Genomic DNA, 21,036 nt, shown 5'->3' with positions numbered 1-21,036 from the left:
GGTCGACGCGGTGTGTCAGGTCTTGATGCGCCGGCGGGCGGTCTCGACGAGCTTCATGTACTTCTCCCAGTTCCACACGGTCCCGGGGTCGTCGTGGGTGGACAGCGGGACCTCGACGTGGCCCAGAATGTGGTCCCGGTCGACCGGCACGTCGTACTTCGCGCAGATCGTGGCAGTGAGCACGGCGGACACCTGGTACATCTTGTCGGTGTAGACAGGCTGATCGGTCCAGCCTTCGTGCTCGATGCCGATGCTCCGGTGGTTGTACCAAACGCTGCCGGAGTGCCAGGCCACGTCGCGCTCGCGCACGCACTGGGCGATCTGCGTGCCGGTTGCGCTGATCATGTAGTGCGCGGACACCCTCTCGGCGGGGTCCTTGAACTTGGTGAACATGACCGGCAAGATGTCCGTTGTCAGGTGAATGACGACGTATTCGATGGGGTACGCCTCGGGACGGTCGGAGGCCGTGTAGTTGGACTCGGAGGCTTCGATCCAGACGGCGGGGGCGTAGTCCACCGACGGGTCGGTTCTCCGGGTCGCAGGCGGCCCGGCGGCGGCGACGGCCTTGCGCGAGGGACGCGGCAGCGCAGCCTTTTCCTCGGGCTCCATCAGGCGGGGCAGCCCGACAGCGGCCAGAGCCGTACCCGCCGCGCCTGCAGCACCCCACAACAGCCTTCGACGGCTAAGCGGGCTGTCTTCCATGGCCACTCCTCATGAGGTCGAGCAGGCAGGCAGAGGACGACGCGCCGCGACTCGTGGCATCACGATGCGTAGGCGGCACATCACGTAATCTGATGCTTCACCAGTGCCCGCACCCCGGCAAGCCGATCCTCGACCACTCGGCGCACACCCTCACCCCTGACCGAGCCCCTCCTCGCCGGCAGGCGCTACCCCGTTCCGCACCGACGGGCCTGGGCGAGGACAGCTGACGCGATCCTCGGCGAAGTCGCCGCCCACCGCCGCCGAATCTCTGACCCGGTTCACCAGTACGGCCGTGGTGAGGCGCTGCCAGAACAGCGGGCGCACGCGGTGGCACCGGCGGCTTCGTGTCCCGACCGGGCGGCCGCCTGCGCCTCGCTGCCGGGTCAGCGAGGGCAGTCGTGGCGTTCGGCCCGGTGCCCCATCCACACCACCACATCGCACACGCGCAGCGCACTCACCGTCTCCGCCACCCCCGCGGCAGGGTCTGTACGGCGACGAGGTCCGCCGCAGTGATCCGGTCGGCGGTGTCCGGGCGGTCTCCCCCGCCCGCCAGGTGCTCGAACCGTCCGCCGGTGTACGCGGTTGTGCCGCAGGCCCGGCTGATCCCGAAGTATCGCTGGAGATCCGTGAGGGCCCGGGGGGCGGTGACGAAGGTGTGCAGCCGTTGGGCGAAGGGCTGCACGAGGACGGCCGGCGAAGGCATCCGTGCTCCGTCCTGACGGGGGCTGGTCCGGCGGCGAGGTGCGGGCCGCAGCAGTGGGTCGACCGCTCGTACAGATGATGCACGAGGCGACGGCAACGCGGGCTCGAAAGGGCCGGATGCGAGCCGGATGCGGGCCGGATGTGCGGAGCGGTCCCGGACCGCCCCCGTTCGCGTCCTCGTGGGTCAGCCGTTCGCCATCGCGGGGGGCCCGGGGCCGCCGGATGCGGTGAAGTGCTCGGCGGCCGGGTCCGGGTACGGGCGGAGCCAGCCGCGGATGGCGGCCTGGACGCCCGCCTGGAAGCGGGTGTCGGCGTCGAGTTCCTCCAGCATGCGGGTGATCCGCCGGCGGACGGTGTGCACGTGCACACCGAGCCGGCGTGCGATGGTTTCGTCCTTCAGGCCGGAGGCGAGCAGGCCGAGCAGTTCCCGCTGGTCCGCGGTGATGGGGCCGTCGGGGCTGCCGAGGGGGGTGGCACGCGCCCACAGGGACTCGAACAGCGGCAGGGCGGCGCGGTGCAGGAGGCGGTCGCCGAACACCAGGGCCGCTCCGTCGCCTGCTTCGTCGTTGCCGGGCAGCGGGGGCAAGAGGCAGGTACGCCGGTCCACGAGCACCAGGGCGGTCGGCAGGCTCTGTCCGATGCGGGCCTGGAGGCCGAGTCCGGTGAGGGCGATCAGCTCCTGCGCCCGGTCGGGGAAGTCGGTGCCACGCCGGTCCGTGACGGTCCGTACGGCGACGCCGCGCTCCAGCAGCCGGCGGATGCGGTCCGCGCCGGGCGCCCCGGTGATGCAGGCCTCCCCGGTGCCGCCGGCCTCTGCGGTGCTGCCGGGCGCCCCGGCTGTCCGCGTCGCGCGGTCGAGGATCAAGACCTCCGTCTCGGCGGCGTCGAGCATGGTGTCGAGACGGGCGTCGGCCGCTTCGGTGCCGGCGACGGTCTCGACGCCGGCCGGAGGTAAGGGGGTTCTCGCGGGCTGCGGGGGAAGCCGGTGGGCCAGCCGCTCGGCGTAGGAGCGCAGGGAGTTCAGGTCGGCCGACTCCTGGTGCAGAAGGGCCTGGCGGCGCTGGATGAGTCCGTGCAGTACGGCGGCCGGGTCGGCGGCCGTATGGATCACCGCCCTGGTGTCGTCCTGCGTGCGGGCCGGAGTCCGGTCGTGCGGGTCGGTTTCGATCATGCGGGGGATTTTGACCGCCTTCACACAGCCCCCACAAGTGTGCATGGCCACTTCTGAGGGGGGCTCGGCTCTGGTCGGCGGCCGCCCGCGGCGCTTGCATGGCGACGACTCACAGCAACACATCAGGCACTCATGGTTGAGGAGACCCCTTGCCCAAGTTCAGCGCAGGTTCGTCGGCGCCCACCCCCACCGCACGACGGATATGGCGGAAAGAGCTCCGCTCAGCCGGAGGAATAGCGGTTCTGCTGGCCGCCGCGATGACCTTGCAGGCATCGCCGGCATGGGCCGCGGACCCCGGCCCCTCGAACGCCGTTCCCGGCCAGGACACCGCGACCCCGGTGCTCGTCGAGGGCATACGGGAGCCCGTCGACGCCAAGGCCGCCCCGGCCGACGCGGCACGGCAGCACCTCGCGGCGAACAAGAGCCGCTACAAGATCCCGCGGGCGGGCAGCGACCTCGTCCCCCTGGCCGCGACGGCCACCGGGGCCAAGGACGAGACGGTCCGGCTGCAGCAGAAGCACCGCGGTGTCGACGTCCTGGGCGGCCAGTACGTCGTGCGCATGCAGAAGCAGGACGGCAAGCGCGTGGTCACCGGCACCTCGGGGCACTACTTCACCGCCCTGAGCACCGATGTCACCCCCCAGGTCAGCGAGGACGTAGCGGTCCGCCGTGCGGTGGCCGCGACGGCCCGCCGGCTGGGAGCGGCCCTCGACAAGAACCGGGCACCGCAGTCCGAGTCCGGTGATCCCGCGGCCACCGGCATGACCGGTGACGTCAAGGGGCTCGTCGTCCTGCCCAAGGGAGGCGGTGTCCTCGCCTACCGCGTCACCGTGCGGGGTACCGCGCCCGGCACCGGGGCGCCGGTCGTGGACGAGGTGTACGTGGACGCGCGCTCGGGCTATCCGGCGCTCCAGTACAGCGCGTTAAAAACGATGGCGGCCCCCGCGGCCCGTACCGCCGGTGCGGCCGCCGAGGCCCCGACGGCGGCCGGCCCGCCGGCCACTCCGCCGAACCTGGTCCCCGAGACCGGTTCCGGGGCCCGGCTGGGCGGCGCCGCGACCTCGCTGGACATCGCCTACGACCCGGCGGCCGGCAGCTACCTCCTCGCGGACGCCGGCCGCATGCGCGCCACCAGCAAGAGCCTGCTGGGCACGTGGGACGCCCGTGGCAAGTCGGTGTCGGAGACCTCGGGCACGTGGCCCTCCGGCATCACCATGTTCTCCTCCCCCAACACCTCTTTCGGCGCTGAGGCGACGGATTCGGGGGCCGTGGACGCACACTGGAACGCGGGCCAGGTCTACGACTTCTACAAGAAGAACTTCGGGCGCGACAGCCTCGACGGGAACGGCGGGGCCGTCAACTCCCTGGTCGGCGTGACGTACTACGGCTTGCCCTACGCCAACGCGTTCTGGGACGGCACCAAGATGGTCTACGGCAACGGGGACACGGAGTTCAAGCCGATGTCCGCCGACACGGACGTCGTCGGCCACGAGATGACCCACGGGGTCATCGAGCACACGGCGAACCTGGTCTACGCGGGCCAGTCCGGCGCCCTGAACGAGGCCCTGGCGGACTACTTCGGCAACGCGATCGACGTCACCGCGAGCGGAACCGCGATGAACGACCCGGCCGCCGGACTGATCGGCGAGAACCTGTGCCGCACGAAGGCGGCCGCCGACTGCGCCCTGCGCGACCTCAACGACGGGGCCACCACCTCGAAGAGCTTCCTGGGCGTGTCGTTCGCCACCGACAACGGCGGCGTGCACCTGAACTCGACGATCTTCTCCGGCGCGCTGTGGGACATGCGCGAGGACCTGGGCGGCGCCCTGGCCGACAAGATCGTGTACAAGGCCGTCACCGAGTACATGACGCCGATCGACGGGTTCACGGAGGCCCGGGGCGCGGTGCTCGCGGCGGCCAAGGCGCTGGGCGTGACCTCGGCCCAGCAGAACGTGGTCAAGCGGTCGTTCAACGCCCACGGCATCGTCCCTGACTGGGAGCAGGCCCTCGGCATCGACACCGACACCCTCTTCGGGAAGCTGAACACCACCGACTCCGCAGTGGGTGCGGGCGGCGGCTGGTGGACGGCCTCCAAGTCCAACGACGACGGCTCGGAGCCGTACTCGGTCTACGCCGGCCGGCTGGACGGCAAGGGTGCACCGAAGGTGATCAGCCCCAACGACGGCCGCTACCACACGGCCCCGGCGACCGACGGCAAGACCGTGGTGTGGACGGCGTACGGCCCGACCTCGGTCGACGTCCTCAGCCGCCCCGTGGCGGGCGGCCCGATCAAGACCCTCTACAGCTCGGTGACCGGCGTCGCGGGCCTGCGGGTGGAGAAGAACACCGTCGTCTTCGAGGAGTACGACATCCTCGGCGGCCGGCACGTCGGCTACATGCGGCCCACCGACAAGGCCCCGGTCTTCACCGACGGGCGGAAGTGGAACACCCTGACCGCCCTCCCCTCCATCAGCAACAACAAGATCGCCTACGCGAAGCTGTACCCGCAGAACGGCTCCTACCGGCTGGGCGTGGAGATCGTCGACCTCGCCACCGGCAAGGCGGTCATGACCGAGCAGCTCGACGAGCCGGTGAGCCTCGGCCAGACCGGCATCAACGGCAAGAACGTGTTCTGGCTGGCCGACACCGACCAGAGCGACGGCGGTCTGACGTCGGTGATCAGCTCCGGACTGGACGGCCGCGGCTCCTTCATCGTCAGCAGCGAGCACAAGCCGGGCGCTTTCAACGCCTCCGACCTGACCGTCTCGCAGGACGCGCTGACCCTGGTCGCGCAGACGCCCGACACGCGGTACCGCAACGAGTCGCTGCCCAAGCTGTGGCAGCTGACCACCGACGGCTCCCGTCGCGAGCGGGTCTCCTGCAACCGCGGTGAGCAGAGCTACCCGGCGGCCGGCACGGGCCGTCAGGTCGCCTGGCTGGACGCGACCACCGGCTCCACCGATCTGGTGGTCCGTGAGCGGCCGGCGGGGACCTGCTGATCCCTGCCCATGAGTGAGGCGGGGCCGACGGCTGTGCCGTCGGCCCCGTCCGCGTGCCGCCGCCTCCCGGCGGGGAGGTGGCGGCACGGCCCTCAGGGTGTCAGCACTCGCGCAGGCCCGGGGCGGGGTCGACGGAGGTCTGGACGTCCACGGCCGCGACGTTGCCCCACTGGCCGTTGTCCAGCTGGGTCCAGTACCAGACGTTGTTGCCGCCGGCGTGCTGGTCACCGCGGCCCCAGCACTGGAACCAGCTGGGGCTCGTGTTCAGCGGTCCCCGCACCGCGGAGTTGTAGCGGCGGTGCTCGTAGCCCTTGGCGCCGACCCGGTTGCCGCACCACAGCTTGCCGTCGGCGCGCACGCCGCATTCGGCGGCGACGCTCTTCCCGGTGGCGGGCGTCGCCTGGGCGGGGCCGGTCACGGTGGCCATGCCGGCCGCCAGTGTGACGGTGGCGAAGCCCAGGGCGATCTTCCTGCCTGCGTACATGCTTCCTCCTCGGAAGGGCTCCCTCGGGAGCCGGGTGACGGTGGTGTGTGATCGGTCGTGCCTGATCGGTGGTGCGTGATCGGTCGTACGGGCGGTGCTCAGGGGCAGGTGGGTACGCCGTCCAGCCAGGCGGCGCCCTTGACATAGATGTTGGTGATCCACGACCCGTACTCGGGCAGGTAGGACCAGGCGTCGTTGGTGTAGCCCTCCGCCGTCACCGGTTGGGCGTGCTTCTGGCACTCGATGCGCACGGTGGTCGGGCCGGGGAACCGGTGTACGCGCGGGCTGCCGGTGGACGGTTCCTTGTGGGTCCACACGTCCGTGCCCCAGGTGCTGAACGTGCCGGGTGCCGTGGCCGGCGCGATGCGGACCGCTCCCGCGTAGTCCCCGCCCAGCCGTACGTCGCTGACGGTGATCCGGGTGCCCGATTCCCGGGCCTCGACCATCTTTCCCGCGCCCAGGTAGATCGCGATGTGGTGGATGGAGCCCCCTGAACCCCAGGCCAGGAGGTCCCCCGGGAGCAGCGCCGCGGTTCCCTCGGCGGCTGTGAAGCGCTGTTGCACCTGCGGTGAGTGGAACTGGTGGTAGGCGTTGCCGGGGAGCGGGTCGCCACCGGCCGCACGGTGGTAGGCGTACCGGACCAGTCCCGAGCAGTCGAAGCCCAGCCGCTCCGGGTCGTGCGCGCTGTCCGGGTCGCTCGGGTCGACCTGACCGTACGTCGGTCCCGGCTGCTGGCCGTGGCCGCCGCCCCAGGTGTACCAGACGCCGATCTGTTCGCACGCCGCTCCTACGGCCTTCTCGGCCGCCGTGGAGGCCCCGGGGGCGAGCACGCCGCACGCCTGTGCCGCCTGCGCCGTCTCCGCGTACTTCGGTGCCGCGGCCGCCGTGGTGCCGTGTTCCCCCGCCCATGTGGCCAGGAGGGTGAGCACCGCCACCGCCGCCGGCGCCGTTCTCCGCATCGCCATGTCCGGTCCCCCTGTCCCCGCCACGTGGTGTCCTGCGGGTCGTCGTGTTCGTGGTGGTGTGCGTTCGCCTGGTGCTCGTCATACGGAGCACGGACCGGCCGTCCGCCGGGCACTCCGAGACTGTGCCCCGCCACCCCTCCGTGTCGAGGAGGCGCGGGTCGCCCACCGCAACGGGAAACGGGAAACTCCTGGGAAACCCCCTCCCACCAGGCTCTTTGAGCATCCGTCAACCGGCCGGCCGGTCCGGCGCCGGCCGGTCGGGGCGGTGCGTCAGGTGGCGAGGGTGGCCACCGGCTCCAGGCCGTAGGTGCGGGCGTAGCCGTTCTCGGTGCCCACGAGCAGGTCCACCACGTCGAAATAGCGGTCCCAGAAGGGGGTTTCGCGCAGCGCGTCGATCAGCAGCCGGTAGGCGTCATGGTCGTCCGCCTCCCAGACCCAGACGTCGGTCACGCGCGCCGAGTAGAACTCCGTGTCGTAGAACCGGGAGCGGACGCCGTGCGTACGCGCCTCGATCACCGGAACCACGCGGGTGGTGAAGGCATGGACGCGTTCGGCCACGGTCATCGCCAGCCACTCGGGCGTGGTCTTGACCAGCATGAACGCGGTGACCGGCGGCTCGGTTCGGTCAGTGGGCATCGGCTGCCTCCGGTGCGGCGAGGACGGCGGGCCTCAGGGTCTGCGCGCACCACTGGGCGAAGCCGGTGGCCGGGCCCGCCTGTGGCGAGCGGGCGACGCCCGAGTCGAGGCCGAGGTCCTTGGCGCGCTTCATGTCGACCATGCCTTCGACGAACGCCTCGTTGAGGCCGTAGGCGAGCATGGTGGACCGCATCCGGTCGAGCGACTCGCGCTCGTAGCGGACCGGACGGCCCAGTTCCTCGCTCATGATGCGGGCCATGTCGTCGGGCGACAGGTCCTGAGGGCCGAGCACCGGCACACTGCCGACGCCGGTCCAGGAGCGGTCCAGCAGCAGCCCGGCCGCCGTCGCGGCGATGTCGGCGACGGCCACCAGCGGAGCCGGACGGTCCGCGGCGACGGTGTCGGTGAAGACGCCGTTCTCGCGGATCGAGTCGGCCTCCTCCAGCAGGTTCTCGAAGAAGGACGGATTGGCCAGGGCACGGTAGGCGACCCCGGAATCGGCGATCAGGTCGTCCATGGCCAGGGAGGCGGTGACCAGGCCGGCCCGGCCGGCCTGGGGGGTGCCGCGGCCGAGCGCCGAGACGCCGACGACACGGCCGACGCCGTGGGCGGCGAACGCCCGCGCGGCCGGGCGGGTGAAGCCGCTGTACGCCTCCTCGGGCGTGAGCGAGGCGTCCGGCGGAACCAGCCAGAAGACGGCGTCGGCCCCGGCGAACGCGCGCTCGACGGTCGCGGCGTCGCCGTGCGAGCCGGTGACCACCTCGACCGCTGCGTGCACGGCATCGGGGATCCGGGCGGGATCCCGGACCACGACGCGCAACTCCTCTCCGTGTGCGGGCGCGGCCTCGACCAGCAGGGACAGCAGCCGGCGGCCGATGTTCCCGGTGGGGGCGGTAATGACGATCATGAAAACCTCGGGGTCTGTGTCGGATCGGTAAGACCCCCTCATCGTGCGAACGCCGACCGCATTGCCACAATGGGAACTTCAGCATCCAATCATTGCCTGAAACGGAATAACACTGGTGAGCAGCCCCGTTACGAACCTCGACGCCAATCTCGCCGTCGCCCTCGACGCCTTGCTGACCGAGCAGAGCGTCACCCGTGCCGCCGCGCGGCTGCGCACCTCCCCCGCCGCGATGAGCCGCACCCTGGCCCGGCTGCGCCGGGTGCTCCAGGACCCGCTGCTGGTACGGGCGGGGCAGGCGATGGTGCCGACGCCCCGTGCCGAGGCACTGCGGGACGAGGCCGCCGCGGTGGTGCGGCGGTTGGAGGCACTGCTCACCCCGAGCGGCGGGATCGACCCCGCCACCCTGCGGCGCACCTTCACCGTCCAGGCCTCGGACCTGGTCGGCGCGGCACTGGCGCCGGGTCTGCTGGGGCTGGCCCGCCGCCGGGCGCCGGGCGTATCGCTGCGGGTGCTGGCCGAGGAGTGGGAGGAGGGCCCCGCGCTGCGCGAGGGCCGGGTCGACCTGGAGGTCGGAGCCATCGACCACGTCGACCCGGAGACCCGGGTCGAAGAGCTGGTCACGTTGCGGTTGTCGGCCGGTGTCAGGGCCGGGCACCCGCTCGCCGAGGGAACCCTGACTCCTGCGCGGCTGGCCGCGGCCGAACACGTGGCGGTCAGCCGGCGGGGCCGCTTCACCGGCCCGCTGGACTCGGCCCTCGCCGGGCAAGGACTCAGCCGACAGGTCAGCGCCGTTCTGCCCGGGCATCTGGCGGCGATGGCCCTGGCCGCGGCGGGCAACGTGGTCTGCCTGGTACCGACCGCGCTGCCGGGCGAGCCCCGCTCCCCACTCAGCGACGCGGCACACGCGATGGGACTGCGCCTGCTGGACATCCCGCTGCCGCTGCCGCCCCTGACGATCGGCATGGCCTGGCACCCGCGTCACAGCGCCGACGGAGCCCACCAGTGGCTGCGCGACGCCGTACGCCGGGTCCTCCGCCCGGCACGGGAGGGCTGAGTACCGGGCCGAGGTCCCGGCCGAGGTCCCGGCCGAGGTCCGGGCCGAGGTCCGGGCTGGAACCTGGCGTTCTTCAACGCCTGCCGCTAGGCTCCGTGTTGCTCATTCGAGAGCCACAAGCACTGGCGACGTGTCCGATGGGGGACAGTGCTTCCGTCTCGACAGCCAATGAGCACGATGAGACTCCGATCGTCGCAGAGCCTCAGCAGGCCATCCGCAAGCGGTGGTCGAGCTGAGGCTGCCCGCCGACTGGTCGATCACCTTCGTGAAGGGATCGACCGTTGAGGCTCACTTTTCCCGTTCAGGTACTTCTCGCACTCCTGTCCTTCGTATCGTCGCTGCTGGTGGCGGTGGTGGCGGGGGTGCTGTCGCGTGAGGCCGGGGCGCCGGTGGCCGGCGCGGTGCTGTACGGCGGGGGCGCGTTCATCGGCTGGATGACCCTCTGCATTGCCGTGCTGACGGCACTCGGCCTGCTCGGGCATCACGGCCGTCCCGACGAGTGAGGGCCGGCAGGGTCCCGGCGGACCCGACGCCCGACGGCACGAGGCTGTGGGGCTCGACCTCCGTGATGTTCGTATGGAGACCAGCGGCGGTCCCGTTGCCGCCAACCCGGGCTCCGCCAGGCCCCGTTGCGTCGCGCATCCAGCCGTCCGGACTTCCGGGATCACGCGCTGATTTCTTAGCAACAGGGGCCAATAATTCTCTTGATCGCCGGCCGGACGGCTAGAAAGGAGCGCATCGGACCGAACCCGGCACCGACGGGGTGATGAACCCGTCGTCGGATTATGGCGAAGGTGGTGATGTGCATGCGTGAGTGCAGCAGGATCCAGGCGGTTGCGGTCAGATCGCTCACGGGAAGTCCGAGTTCCGAACCTCTCCCCCGATAGGCCGGCCATGCTGATGCCGATGCTGTTTTCCCCGGCACTCGCCTCTGCCGACGAGTATCGAACCCTGACGTCGACCATTCGGTCGAAGGCGCAAGATGCGCAGGGATTCTTCGGCGGAGCCGGGCGCAAGCAGGGCGAGATGCCCTACCTTCCGCTCCACGTCCAGCTGCGTGGTCTGTTCATCGAGCTCTACATCGAGCTCCGCCCACGCAATACGAGCCTGCGGATCGCCGGTTTCCGGAACGTCTTCGAGAACGGCCAGGCCCCGCCTGAGGCCTACGTCCGCCACGTGCGGGACTCGGTCGTGCCCCCGGGTCTCCGTCGCACGGAAGCCCTGCCGTTCGGCGGAGGCCGCGCCGACCTGGAGAGGGCGGCCGCCGTCCGGCGTTCGGGGATCCTGCTCGGGCGCCGGCCCTTGAGCGACGCGGTCGTCCGGCTGCATCAGAACCGCGATCCGCGGAGCACCGCTCACGGAATGCTCGTGCTCTCGGAAATGCTCTGCGAGGCCGCCCGGTACCCCGCCCTGGCCGATGCGATGTCGCGGATCTGGATGACCGGAGGGCGACTGTAAATCCGTGGCAGTCGCCTGAAATTCTCGTACGCCACCCATCCAAAGGCGTTGGAGCGTCGAACAGGGACGGGCATCTTTTGATGAGCTCGTGAGAAAAACCCCATGATATCTGCGATTCCTGCCCGGAAATGCGGCATTCCCATGCACCCCGGCACGTTCCCACGTGCTGGGGCGCGGGTGGCCCAGCAGCGGAAGGATGGGGTCCGGCACGGCGCCCGTGCGTGCGGCCACCTGCGCGAGCTCCTCGCCGGGGTGGTCGGCGTCCAACACGTCCGGATCGTGCGTGACACCGGTCAGGCCTGCGAGTTCGGCCGTCCGGCCCGACAGGGGACCGCCGATCGGCGGTCCCCGCCGCTCCCGGCGGGTGAATTCGCCGACCGGGGAAGCGGCGTTCGGCACCCCGGTCCGGCCGGTCGGGTCCGATGGGCAGCCTGACGCAGCCGTCCGTCCGACAGGAGCAGGTGTGAGCAATCGCGTGCGTTCCGCGCTGCTGGGACCTTCCGTACTGGCACTCCTCACGGCCGTCGCCACCATGGCGCCGGCAGCCCCCGGTGCGCAGGGGCGGGAAGCGCGTGAAGGGCGGGCGCACAGCGAGGCGTACATCGTGGTCCTCCAGGAGGCCGCGGGCGATCCGGCCGCCGTCGCGAACCGGCTCTCGCGGCGCTACGGGGCGGCGCCGACCGCCGTGTACCGGCACGCCCTGAGGGGTTACGCGGCCCGGCTGACCGACGCCGAGGCCGCCGGGCTGCGGGCGGACCGCGACGTACGGTTCGTCAGCAAGCAGCGCCGCTACCAGCTCGGCCCCCCGCGGCACAGGACACCCGTGAGCTGCCGGGTCTCCACGGGTGCGGGGCAGTGCCTGCCCGAGTGGGCGGACCGGATCGAGGCCGACCGCTCCTCCGCACGTTCGGGCGACGGCGAGGGCACGGTGACGGGCGTCGGCGTCGCGGTCATCGACAGCGGCATCCAGGGCACGCACCCGGACCTCAACCTCCGCGGCGGTGTGGACTGCCTGAGCGGCAGCCCGGTGATCCCCGGGACCAGTCTGAACGCCCCCGACCCGCACGGGACGGAGATCGGCGGGGTCATCGGCGCGAAGGACGACGGGCTCGGTGTGGTGGGCGTGGCACCGGGAGTCCCGCTGTGGGCGGTCAAGTCGTTCCCCGACGACTCCACGGGGCTCGGCACGGACGAGGCCATCCTCTGCGGCATCGACTGGGTCACCTCCACCCGCACCGACGCGGACCCGGCCAACGACATCCACGTCGCGAACATGAGTTTCACCTCCGAGCCCGGGGTGCAGGAGCAGGACGACGAGGCGTGCGGCACGCTCAACGCCGATCCCTTGCACGTGGCGGTGTGCAACGCGGTCCGGGCCGGGATCACCCTGGTCGGGGCGGCCGGCAACGCGAACCACGACATCGCCCGGGTGGGCCCCGCCGCCTACCAGGAGGTCATCACCGCGACCGCGATGACGGACTTCGACGGCAGGCCCGGGGCGCGCGGAGGGTCCGACTGCCAGGGCGTCGACTTCGGGCTGTTCGGGGACGAGGACGACCAGGCCACGCTGGAGTTCAGCAACTTCGCGCGGTCCGCGCACGACCGTGAGCACACCCTGGCGGCCCCCGGCGTGTGCGTCTTCACCACCAGCTCCGCCCCGGACGCCCCCTACACGGCCGTCGACGGCACCAGCTTCGCCACGCCGGTGGTCGTGGGGACCACCGCCCTGTGCATCGCGCACGGCCCGTGCGGGCGCTCCACCCCGGCCCGCAACCTGCGCACGATCGTCGACGACGCAGCCCGCCACAGCCGCCGCCACCCCGACTACGGATTCGAAGGCGACCCCGACGACCCCTTCCCGGGCCGGTACTACGGACCGCTCGTCCATGCCGGCGGCTACTGACCCCGGCCGAGGCCGTCAGACAGGAGCAGGTGTGACACTTCCCCGGCGTTCGACCGCGCTGACCACCACCGGACTCGCCTTCGCCCTGGCCATGGCCCTGGGTACGGGAACCGTGCACGCGGGCGCCGCGAGTACCGGCCGCCCGGGCACGGCTGCGGCTGCGGCTGCGGAGACGAGCGCCCCGTACATCGTCGTCCTCGCCGACGGCGCCGACCCCGCGGCCCTGTCCGACCGGCAGACCCGCAGGTTCCGTACCGCCCGGAAAGCACTGTTCCGGCACGCCCTCAAGGGCTACGCCGCCGAGCTCACCGCGACCCAGGCGGCCGAGCTGCGCCGCGACCCGGCCGTACGCTTCGTCGCGCCGGAACGCTCCTACCAGCGCGCCGAATCCGGCGCGCCGCACACGGCCGCGTTCCCTGTGGGCCCGCCCCGTACCGCCGAACGCTGCGGCCCGGCCGCCGACCTCACCGTGCGGCAGTGCCTGCCGACGTGGGCCGACCGCATCGACGCGGAGAAGTCCTCCGTACGGTCCGGGGACGGCCGCGGTCCTTCGCCGGACGTGAACGTCGCGATCGTCGACACCGGCATCACCGGGGACCACCCCGACCTCGACGTGCGTGGCGGCGCCGACTGCCTCTCCGGCACGCCGGAACTCCCCGGCGCCAGCCTGGCCGACCCGCTGCAGGCGGGAACCGCCAAGGCCACGGTCATCGGCGCCGAGGACAACGACCGGGGGATCGTCGGAGTGGCCCCGGGCACCCCGCTGTGGTCGGTGAAGGTCTTCGCCGACGACGGCCAGGCCCCCCTCGACACCCCGCTGCTGTGCGCCCTCGACTGGCTCGCCTCGACCCGCGCGGACGCCGATCCGCACAACGACATCGCTGTCGCCCACCTCGGCTTCGTCCGCACGCACTTCTTCCAGCAGGCGGACGACGGACACTGCGGGACCACCGACCAGGACGCCCTCCACCTCGCGGTCTGCAACACCACTCGTGCGGGCGTGACCCTCGTGGCCAGCGCCGGCAGCTTCAACGTCGGCCTCGCCATGATGGCGCCGGCCGCCTACGACGAGGTCCTCACCACCACCGCGATGGCCGACTTCGACGGCAAGCCGGGCGGAAAGGCCGCTCCCACGTGCTACGGAGAGGACCTGAGCACCTTCGGATACCTCGACGACCAGGCTGCGATCCGCTTCAGCGACTTCGCGCGCTCCACCGCCGATCGGCGCCACACCGTCGCAGCTCCCGGCCTCTGCCTGGAGACCGCGCCCCGTCCCACGGACCCGGGTCCCGCCCTCTACGCCGGTGCGGGCATGTCCGCGTCCATCGCCACGGGGATCGCCGCCCTGTGCGTGGACTCCGGCCGTTGCGGAACCGACACCCCGGCCGGGAACGTACGCACCCTCGTGGACGACGCGGCCTCCCACAGCCGCCACCGTCCTGGGTACGGCTTCTACGGCGACCCGCACCGGCCCATCAGGGGCCGCTTCTACGGGCCCTTGGTGTCCGCCGCGCTCTACTGAGCCCACCGGGCCCCGACCGCAACGGCGGACGGCCTACCAGGCGGCCCGCAAGGCCGAGGCGATCTGGACGACATCCAGGTCGACGACGACCTCCTCGCCGTCCCACACGCCGGAGGAGGAGATCGCCAGGCCGATGAAGGCCAGCTCTGCGGCGTCATGACGCAGTTCGTACTCCTCACGGCTCTCCTCGCGGACCCGGCCCAGCTCCTCCCGATCCCAGGCAGCGACCGCCGACTCGGCCACGGACCGAGGCAACCGCACCTTGACCGGACCGATCTGGGGACCGAGGTGGGCCCCGACGGCCGCCAGCACGGTCCGGTCCTGCTGATACCTCACATACTCCTCGCGGTCTTCCACGGGCCGAGCGTACCCGTGTCCGCCGAGGCGCCGGTTCCCGTGCCGGGTCGGGGGCGGCCGTGCCCGGCGTCGTACGGGACACTGAGCCGAACAGCCCGGAGTCGTCGTCTTCCGACTCGGCACGAGCTCCGCCCGGTCACTCGCCTGACCGGGCAGGGCCGACCCACTCGCACACAACTCGGGAGCTCAGCACATGCCGGCACGGCCGACCCTCGTGGTGGTCAGCGGACCGCCCGCCACCGGTAAGACCACCCTCGCCCACAGCCTCGCCCGTGAAATCGGCTGCCCCGCGATCATCCGCGACGAGATCAAACAGGGCCTGGTCATGAACGCCGCGGCCCACAAGGCCGACCGTGCAGACCCCCTCGACGTCCCGGCCATGCACGCCTTCTTCGACACCCTCGGCGTGCTCCTCCGAGCCGGCGCCACCGTCGTCGCCGAGGCCGCCTACCAGGACCGGCTCTGGCGCCCCGGCCTCGAACCCCTCCTCGAGATCGCCGACCTCAGGATCATCCGCTGCACCTGCCCCACCGCAACCGTCATCGCACGCGTCACCGAGCGTGCCGGGTCCGACAGGCACCGCGCGGCGCACGGCGACCGGCAGCTCCTCGACGACATCGCCACCGGTGCCTACCGTCCCGAGGCGTTCGCCGACATCTCCCTCGACGCGCCTGTCCTGCTCGTGGACACGTCCGACGGCTACCGTCCTGGGGTGGCCGGGATCGGAGCCTTCGTGCGAGCGCGCTGACCTCCGAAGCGTCAGGGAAGGACGCTGCCGTGCTCACCCGTCAGCTCGACGTCGGGTGGCAGGCCAGGACGCGGGCGTCGCTGGTGAACAGGCCCGTTCCCCTCGCCCCGCGGGCATCGGTACGAGCAGGGGTCCTCGGGGTCGCGACGAGTGCGGCCGAGCCGGGGGGTGTGCCGTTCGAGCTCGGAGCCGTCGGTCAGGGCGACCCGGAGGAACGCTCCGCCGGGCCCGCCCCAAGGGTCGAGGGCCTCCACCCAGGCCGGGATCGGCGGGCGTCGGCCACCGGTGCCGCGACGGGTTCTGGCAGGGCGGGCGGGACGCGGGGCCGCGCGGGTCCTCGTGTCGCAGGGAGCCGGCCGGGACGGCCCGCCAGTCGGGTCGGGTGAGAGCTCGCCTTCGAAGAAGCAGCCGCCGTCGTACGAGCCGGTGCCGAGGACCAGCAGCGGCAGCGCGGGGCGGAAGGCCGCCGCCCGCACGGGCCAGCACGTGCGGAGCCACCGCAGGGCCCTGGCGCCGTCGGCGAGGTCGGGGGCTTCGGCCGGCCCGCACCGCAGGGCGGCGTGGGCGATCCGCCTCAGGTACGGGTGCCGAGCCCGAACCCCAGTGTTCGCCGGGCCGTTACGGGCTCCGCCTCCGGCGGGTCGGCCGGGGTCGGGTCCTCGACGGCCCGCTCGGCAGCCGTGCGGCCGCGTGCGACGCGCTGCTCCTGATCTTCGCGGAGGGGAACCGGTCCTTGCCCGAGAGGGCGGCGCCTTGTGCTCATCGCCCAAGTCTCGCAGCCTGCCTGACGGACGCTCCGGGGAGGGGCCGCTGTTGCCACCGGAGAGCTGGTGCCGCCCGCCCACCCGGTCTCGCACGTGGTGGCCATCCGCGGAGCCGAGCACCGTCCAGCGCCCTGCGCACAGGCAGCAGCCGCTCGTCACCGCACCCCGAGGTCGCTCGCGGCGGAGGGCTGCCCGGCAGTGCGGACGCGTCGCCGCCTGAAGGCCGGGACACCCGACAGCCCGAAGCCGAGGGCCGCCGCCGTGAGGTGGCCGACCGTGGTGAAGTCCGGCAGCGGCCCGGTCGTCCAGTCGGCGCCGCCGAGGGGCCATGCGAGAACGAACACGGCCCAAGGCAGGCGGGCCCGGCGCGGCAGGGCGAGTGTGCCGACCGCCAGCACGGTCTGGGCTCCGTAGCTGACCCCGTAGTCCAAGGCCTGCCGCACGGCCGCCGGATACCAACCGTGCCGCAGCGCGGCGGCGATGACGGCCGCGGTGAGCAGAGTGGCGGCGACATGCCCGCCGAGGAACACGACTGCGGCGCGCCGCTTCCCCCACCGGTGCTCCACCCAGGCCAGGAAGCAGCAGACGCCGAGGCCCAGAGTGATCAGGGTGCCGACGAAGTCGGTCGAGGTGACATCGGTGAGCGTCCCGTCGAAGAACAGCGCGCTGCCGAGCAGCGCGGGCAACGGATGCTCCTGCAGGTTGTCCAGGTTGGTGCTGAGGTAGCCCAGCACGGTGTCCGCCCGATCGGCGGACAACCCGTAGATGACCCACGCATGGCTCGCCAGGAGCAGGCAGACGTAGGCGAGGGTCAGCGGCGCACGGCGCGGGTATCCCCGCACGATGCGGAGTGGTCCGTCCCAAGGGCGCTGCGGTGGCGAAGAGTTCATACCGTGGGATTCTCCAGGTCGGGCCGGGGGCGGGGACCGGCGGGTGACGGCAGCCGCCCCGGCCGGGGCCGCGCCACACCGGCCCGCGCCGCCCGCGTCAGTCCTCCAGACGGGACAGCCAGGTGGCGAGCAGTGTTTCGAGTGCCGCGGCCTCCTCGGGCGTCACGAGGTCCAGCAGGCGGCGTTCGTTGCGCATGTGCTCGGTGAACGCCCGGTCCACGAGGTCGCACCCGGCGGGGGTGAGGGCGACGATCCGGCCGCGCTGGTCGTCGGCCGAGCGCCGGCGGGTGACGAGCCCCGACCGTTCCAGGCGGTCGATCCGCTTCGTCATGGCACCGGTGGTGACCATGGTGTGCGCGGCGAGCTCGCCCGGCGCCCGTTCGAAGGGCTCACCTGCGCGGCGCAGTGCGCACAGGACGTCGAACTCCCCTTCGCTGAGGCCGTAGCGGTCGTAGACGAGGCGGAGTTCTGCGCCGAGCCGGTCGGCGAGGCGGTGCAGTCGGCCGATCACGCCCTGCGGGCCGACATCGAGGTCAGGCCTTTCGCGGCGCCAGTCGGCCTGGATCCGGGCCACCCGGTCCAGGTCCCGGGGTGGGCCGGGCTCCTCGGACGAGACGTTTGCTTCCATGGAAGCTATATTACCTTCCATGGAAGCGAATATGCGCTGGGTGGCACTGACGGCCGTGGCGCCGGTGGCCTGGGGGGCCAACTACTTCGTCACCCACGAGTTCCTGCCGGCGGACCATCCGCTGTACGGGGCCGCCCTGCGAGCACTGCCGGCCGGTCTGGTACTGCTGGCGTTGTGCCGCCAACGGCCGCACGGTGTGTGGTGGGGACGGTCCGCCGTGCTCGGACTGCTCAACGTGAGCGTGTTCTTCTTCCTCGTCTTCACCGCCTCCCAGCTGCTGCCGACGAGCGTGGCCTCGACCGTCATGGCGGTCTCCCCCTTGATCATGATGCTCGCCGCCTGGCCCCTGGTCGCCGAGCGGCCCAGCGTCGCCCACCTGACGGGTGCCGTGATCGGGCTGGGCGGGGTGTGCCTCATGCTGCTCGGGGGCGAGGGCCGGATCAGCGCGCCGGGTGTCCTGGCCTCGGCCGCAGCGGTGCTGGTGTCGTCCGTCGGCCACGTCCTGACCAAGCGGTGGAACACCGGCACCACCGGGGCCGGTGTGCTCGCCTCGACCGCTTGGCAGCTCACCGCTGGAGGCCTGCTCCTGCTGCTGGTGGCCGTTGCCGTGGAGGGCGCCCCGCCAGCGGTGTCCCCGTCGGCCCTTCTCGCATTCTGCTACGTCGGCCTGGTCGCCACCGCGCTGGCCTTCGCCGTCTGGTTCGCCGGGCTTCGCCGTCTGCCCGCCGGGACGGTCGGCCTGATAGGGCTGCTCAACCCGGTCACCGGCGTACTGCTCGGGACAGCGGTCGCCGGGGAGGTACTGACGGGCCGGCAGCTGTGCGGGCTGGCACTCGTCCTGGGCGGAGTCGCTCTGGGCCGGCCCCCGGGCAAACGGTCGGCAGACAGGCCGCCCGGACCGGACCGGTTCCCGCCGGACCGACTGCCCACGGCGGGCACGTCCCTTCGGTCTTCGCCGTGTCAAACGTGACCCGCCTGGTCAGGTGGTCCTGGCGGTCGGTTCGCTTGCCGGGTTGTGCGTCTTGACGCTGCCTTGGTCCTGAAAACTTCGGTACGCCAGGCGGCGGATGCCGTGGCCGGCCGCACCGCTTTCTCCTTGTCCGCGGAATCCGGGCCACGCAGGAATACGTGGAATTCCTGCGGCCTGCCGCGATCCGCACCACCTGACGCCCACTCACACCGGCTGTGCCGCAGGCGATTTCGAGCCATGGGGTCACCACATTTCGAAGCGGGACCCATAAGGCGCCGCTACGATTCGATCATGGGACCCCTGAAACCGAATCTCATCGAGCTCATAGTCGGCCTCATCACCTTCTTCGCCGTCTTCGCCGTTCTGGCCAAGGTCCTCCTTCCCAGGATCGACAAGACCCTCGCCGAGCGGGAGGAGGTCACTGCGGGCAGGTTCGAGCGGGCCGAGGCGGTCCAGGCGGAGGCGAAGCGCGTGCGGGCCGAGTACCGGGCGCAGTTGAGCGCCGCTCGTCACGAGGCCGCTCAGATCCGCCAGGCCGCACACGAGGAGGGCCTCGCCCTCGTCGCCGCCGTTCGCTCGGAGGGGCAGAAGGCGCGCGAGGACATGATCGCCGCGGCCACCGTGCAACTGGAGGCCGACCGGGTGATCGCCGAGGCAGAGCTCCGCGATCACGTACTCGGACTGGCGACCGAGCTGGCCGGGCGCATCCTCGGTGAGCCGCTCACCGACATGGACCGCGCCCGGACTGTCGCCGACGCGTTCTTCGCCGACGCGGAGACCGATACCACGAGCTGAGATCGAGACAGCTGCCGCGCGGCGACGGCGGACGCGGACGCGGCTGGACGCCGGGTGGGCCCGGGTGGGTGCACGGAGGTCCGGGACGGGCGCGTGCTCCGTCACCCCACCGCTCTAGAGTGGGGTGTCATCGGGCCCCGAGCGGAGAGGTCGGCCATGACGAACCGTCATGCGGTGGTGGTCGGAGCCGGAATCGGGGGCCTCACGACCGCCGTCGCCCTGCACCGCCGGGGCTGGCGCGTCACCGTCTGCGAGCGCGCCCCCGAACCCCCCGTCACCGGGGCCGGGATCGGCCTCGCCCCCAACGCCCTGCGCGCGCTCGCGGCCGTCGGCGTCGATGTCTCCCGCGCGATCGGCGGCGCCGTACCCCAGACGATGGGCGTGCGCCGACCCGACGGCCGGTGGCTTACCCGGGCGGGCACCGCGGACATGGCGGCCCGCTACGGCATGGCGCCCCTCGCCGTCCCGCGCCCGGCGCTGACCGCCGCCCTCGCTGCCGCTCTGCCGCAGTCGGCCCTGCGTTACGGCACCGAGGTGACCGGCGTCGAGGATGCCGAGGGCCGCCGTCCGGCCGTTCGCACGGCGGCGGGCCCCGGCCTTCCCGCCGATCTGGTCGTCGCCGCCGACGGGATCAACAGTCCGCTGCGCCGCGCGCACTTCCCCGCGCACCCCGGACTGCACTACCTCGGAGAGACGGCCTGGCGGACCATCGTGGACGCCCCGGACCTGCGGATACCGGCCATGAGCGAGACATGGGGGCGGGGGCGGCGGTTCGGGGTGACCCCGCTCGTGGACGGCCGCTACTACCTCTACGCCACCGCGGTCGTCCCGCGCGGCACCCGCTTCGCGGACCCGCGCACCGAGCTGCGGCAGCGCTTCGGCTCGTGGCACGACCCCGTTCCGGCCCTGCTGGACCGCGTCGGGCACCTCGACGCCGCCGATGTCCTGCGGAACGACCTCTACGACCTGGCCGGCCCGCTCCCGTACCTGCACCACGGCCGGATCGCCTGGCTGGGCGACGCGGCCCACGCCATGGCCCCGAACCTCGGCCAGGGCGGCTGCCAGGCCATCGAGGACGCGGTGGTCCTCGCCCACCTGCTGCCCGCCGGAGAGCTCGGCGACAGCAACGACCGCGGCGACGACGCCGTTCCGGCCGCCCTCGCCGCGTACACCGCCGCCCGCCGCGACCGCACCGACGCCGTGCGTCTTCGGGCCCGCCGCGTCGGACGTCTGGGCGTCGTGCGCAATCCGGTCGCGGTGGCCGCCCGTGATCTCGCGGTCCGTGTCACCCCGGCCCGTCTTGCCCTGCGCGGCATGGACGACCTCTTCGACGGTTTCCGCCTCCCCGCCACGTAGCGGAGAGGCCGGCCGGGACCGGGTG

The 21,036-nt window shown here is 72.2% G+C and carries 20 protein-coding genes; 10 read left to right on the top strand and 10 right to left on the bottom strand.

All coding sequences use genetic code 11. The features are described from left to right. Window positions 1-15 precede the first annotated feature (15 nt). From KO717_RS35380 to KO717_RS35370, 3 genes are all read right to left on the bottom strand, one after another. Entirely contained in the window at window positions 16-702 is a 687-nt protein-coding gene (locus KO717_RS35380; RefSeq protein WP_301373753.1) for an N-acetylmuramoyl-L-alanine amidase, read from the bottom strand. Window positions 703-1,156: 454 nt separating this feature from the next. Then, window positions 1,157-1,405 (bottom strand): DUF6308 family protein, encoded by a 249-nt coding sequence (locus KO717_RS35375; RefSeq protein ID WP_301373751.1) that lies wholly within the window; start codon window positions 1,403-1,405, stop codon window positions 1,157-1,159. Between the two features lie 183 nt (window positions 1,406-1,588). Further along, window positions 1,589-2,575: a helix-turn-helix transcriptional regulator gene (locus KO717_RS35370; RefSeq protein WP_301373750.1), complete on the bottom strand. Its 987-nt coding sequence runs from the start codon at window positions 2,573-2,575 to the stop codon at window positions 1,589-1,591. A 257-nt stretch (window positions 2,576-2,832) separates the two neighbouring features. Between KO717_RS35370 and KO717_RS35365 the strand changes: the two genes are divergently transcribed. Further along, window positions 2,833-5,574, top strand: a complete 2,742-nt coding sequence (locus tag KO717_RS35365; protein ID WP_301373749.1) for a M4 family metallopeptidase — start codon at window positions 2,833-2,835, stop codon at window positions 5,572-5,574. 100 nt (window positions 5,575-5,674) lie between these two features. Here KO717_RS35365 and KO717_RS35360 read toward each other — a convergent pair whose 3' ends face one another. The 4 genes from KO717_RS35360 to KO717_RS35345 all read right to left on the bottom strand — a co-directional run bounded on the left by KO717_RS35360 (window position 5,675) and on the right by KO717_RS35345 (window position 8,566). Continuing rightward, window positions 5,675-6,058 carry a hypothetical protein gene (locus KO717_RS35360; RefSeq protein ID WP_301373748.1) on the bottom strand — a complete coding sequence of 128 codons (384 nt, stop codon included), beginning with the start codon at window positions 6,056-6,058 and terminating at the stop codon, window positions 5,675-5,677. Between the two features lie 98 nt (window positions 6,059-6,156). Continuing rightward, window positions 6,157-7,023: a C40 family peptidase gene (locus KO717_RS35355; RefSeq protein ID WP_301373747.1), complete on the bottom strand. Its 867-nt coding sequence runs from the start codon at window positions 7,021-7,023 to the stop codon at window positions 6,157-6,159. Between the two features lie 270 nt (window positions 7,024-7,293). Next, the gene (locus KO717_RS35350; RefSeq protein WP_301373746.1) at window positions 7,294-7,659 is read right to left on the bottom strand and encodes a darcynin family protein; all 366 of its coding nucleotides are present in this window, start codon (window positions 7,657-7,659) and stop codon (window positions 7,294-7,296) included. Beyond that, window positions 7,649-8,566 (bottom strand): NAD(P)H-binding protein, encoded by a 918-nt coding sequence (locus KO717_RS35345; protein ID WP_301373745.1) that lies wholly within the window; start codon window positions 8,564-8,566, stop codon window positions 7,649-7,651. The genes KO717_RS35350 and KO717_RS35345 overlap by 11 nt, the downstream gene beginning before the upstream one ends. Before the next feature lie 106 nt (window positions 8,567-8,672). On the opposite strand from KO717_RS35345, the gene KO717_RS35340 reads away from it, so the two are divergent. The 5 genes from KO717_RS35340 (at window position 8,673) to KO717_RS35320 (ending at window position 14,503) form a co-directional block, all read left to right on the top strand. Beyond that, entirely contained in the window at window positions 8,673-9,620 is a 948-nt protein-coding gene (locus tag KO717_RS35340) for a LysR family transcriptional regulator (RefSeq protein WP_437184671.1), read from the top strand. 281 nt (window positions 9,621-9,901) lie between these two features. Next, the gene (locus tag KO717_RS35335) at window positions 9,902-10,123 is read left to right on the top strand and encodes a hypothetical protein (protein ID WP_301373741.1); all 222 of its coding nucleotides are present in this window, start codon (window positions 9,902-9,904) and stop codon (window positions 10,121-10,123) included. 391 nt (window positions 10,124-10,514) lie between these two features. After that, on the top strand, window positions 10,515-11,078 hold the full coding sequence (locus KO717_RS35330) for a ribosome-inactivating family protein (protein ID WP_301373739.1): 564 nt from the start codon (window positions 10,515-10,517) through the stop codon (window positions 11,076-11,078). A gap of 463 nt (window positions 11,079-11,541) precedes the next feature. Further along, on the top strand, window positions 11,542-12,981 hold the full coding sequence (locus tag KO717_RS35325) for a S8 family serine peptidase (RefSeq protein ID WP_301373737.1): 1,440 nt from the start codon (window positions 11,542-11,544) through the stop codon (window positions 12,979-12,981). Window positions 12,982-13,012: 31 nt separating this feature from the next. Then, the gene (locus tag KO717_RS35320) at window positions 13,013-14,503 is read left to right on the top strand and encodes a S8 family serine peptidase (RefSeq protein WP_301373736.1); all 1,491 of its coding nucleotides are present in this window, start codon (window positions 13,013-13,015) and stop codon (window positions 14,501-14,503) included. A gap of 33 nt (window positions 14,504-14,536) precedes the next feature. Here the strand turns inward: KO717_RS35320 and KO717_RS35315 are convergent, their stop codons facing one another. Beyond that, window positions 14,537-14,860: a hypothetical protein gene (locus KO717_RS35315; protein ID WP_301373734.1), complete on the bottom strand. Its 324-nt coding sequence runs from the start codon at window positions 14,858-14,860 to the stop codon at window positions 14,537-14,539. Between the two features lie 193 nt (window positions 14,861-15,053). On the opposite strand from KO717_RS35315, the gene KO717_RS35310 reads away from it, so the two are divergent. After that, a complete protein-coding gene (locus KO717_RS35310) occupies window positions 15,054-15,608 on the top strand; it encodes an AAA family ATPase (RefSeq protein ID WP_301373732.1) in 555 nt (184 codons plus the stop codon). A 919-nt stretch (window positions 15,609-16,527) separates the two neighbouring features. Here KO717_RS35310 and KO717_RS35305 read toward each other — a convergent pair. Both KO717_RS35305 and KO717_RS35300 read right to left on the bottom strand, forming a co-directional pair. Then, window positions 16,528-17,214, bottom strand: coding sequence for a rhomboid-like protein (locus KO717_RS35305; protein WP_301373730.1), 687 nt, complete (start codon window positions 17,212-17,214; stop codon window positions 16,528-16,530). A 145-nt stretch (window positions 17,215-17,359) separates the two neighbouring features. Then, window positions 17,360-17,890, bottom strand: a complete 531-nt coding sequence (locus KO717_RS35300; RefSeq protein ID WP_301373728.1) for a MarR family winged helix-turn-helix transcriptional regulator — start codon at window positions 17,888-17,890, stop codon at window positions 17,360-17,362. A 31-nt stretch (window positions 17,891-17,921) separates the two neighbouring features. Here KO717_RS35300 and KO717_RS35295 point away from each other — a divergent pair, with 31 nt between their 5' ends. The 3 genes from KO717_RS35295 (at window position 17,922) to KO717_RS35285 (ending at window position 21,011) form a co-directional block, all read left to right on the top strand. Then, the gene (locus KO717_RS35295; RefSeq protein WP_437184670.1) at window positions 17,922-18,860 is read left to right on the top strand and encodes a DMT family transporter; all 939 of its coding nucleotides are present in this window, start codon (window positions 17,922-17,924) and stop codon (window positions 18,858-18,860) included. Between the two features lie 291 nt (window positions 18,861-19,151). Continuing rightward, entirely contained in the window at window positions 19,152-19,655 is a 504-nt protein-coding gene (locus tag KO717_RS35290) for a F0F1 ATP synthase subunit B family protein (RefSeq protein WP_301373725.1), read from the top strand. 156 nt (window positions 19,656-19,811) lie between these two features. Then, on the top strand, window positions 19,812-21,011 hold the full coding sequence (locus KO717_RS35285) for an FAD-dependent oxidoreductase (protein WP_301373723.1): 1,200 nt from the start codon (window positions 19,812-19,814) through the stop codon (window positions 21,009-21,011). Window positions 21,012-21,036: the final 25 nt, after the last annotated feature.

Origin of the sequence: Streptomyces xanthophaeus (genome assembly GCF_030440515.1) — a bacterium.
Taxonomy (GTDB): domain Bacteria; phylum Actinomycetota; class Actinomycetes; order Streptomycetales; family Streptomycetaceae; genus Streptomyces; species Streptomyces kutzneri.
This window is presented reverse-complemented; position numbering and strand designations above follow the sequence as displayed.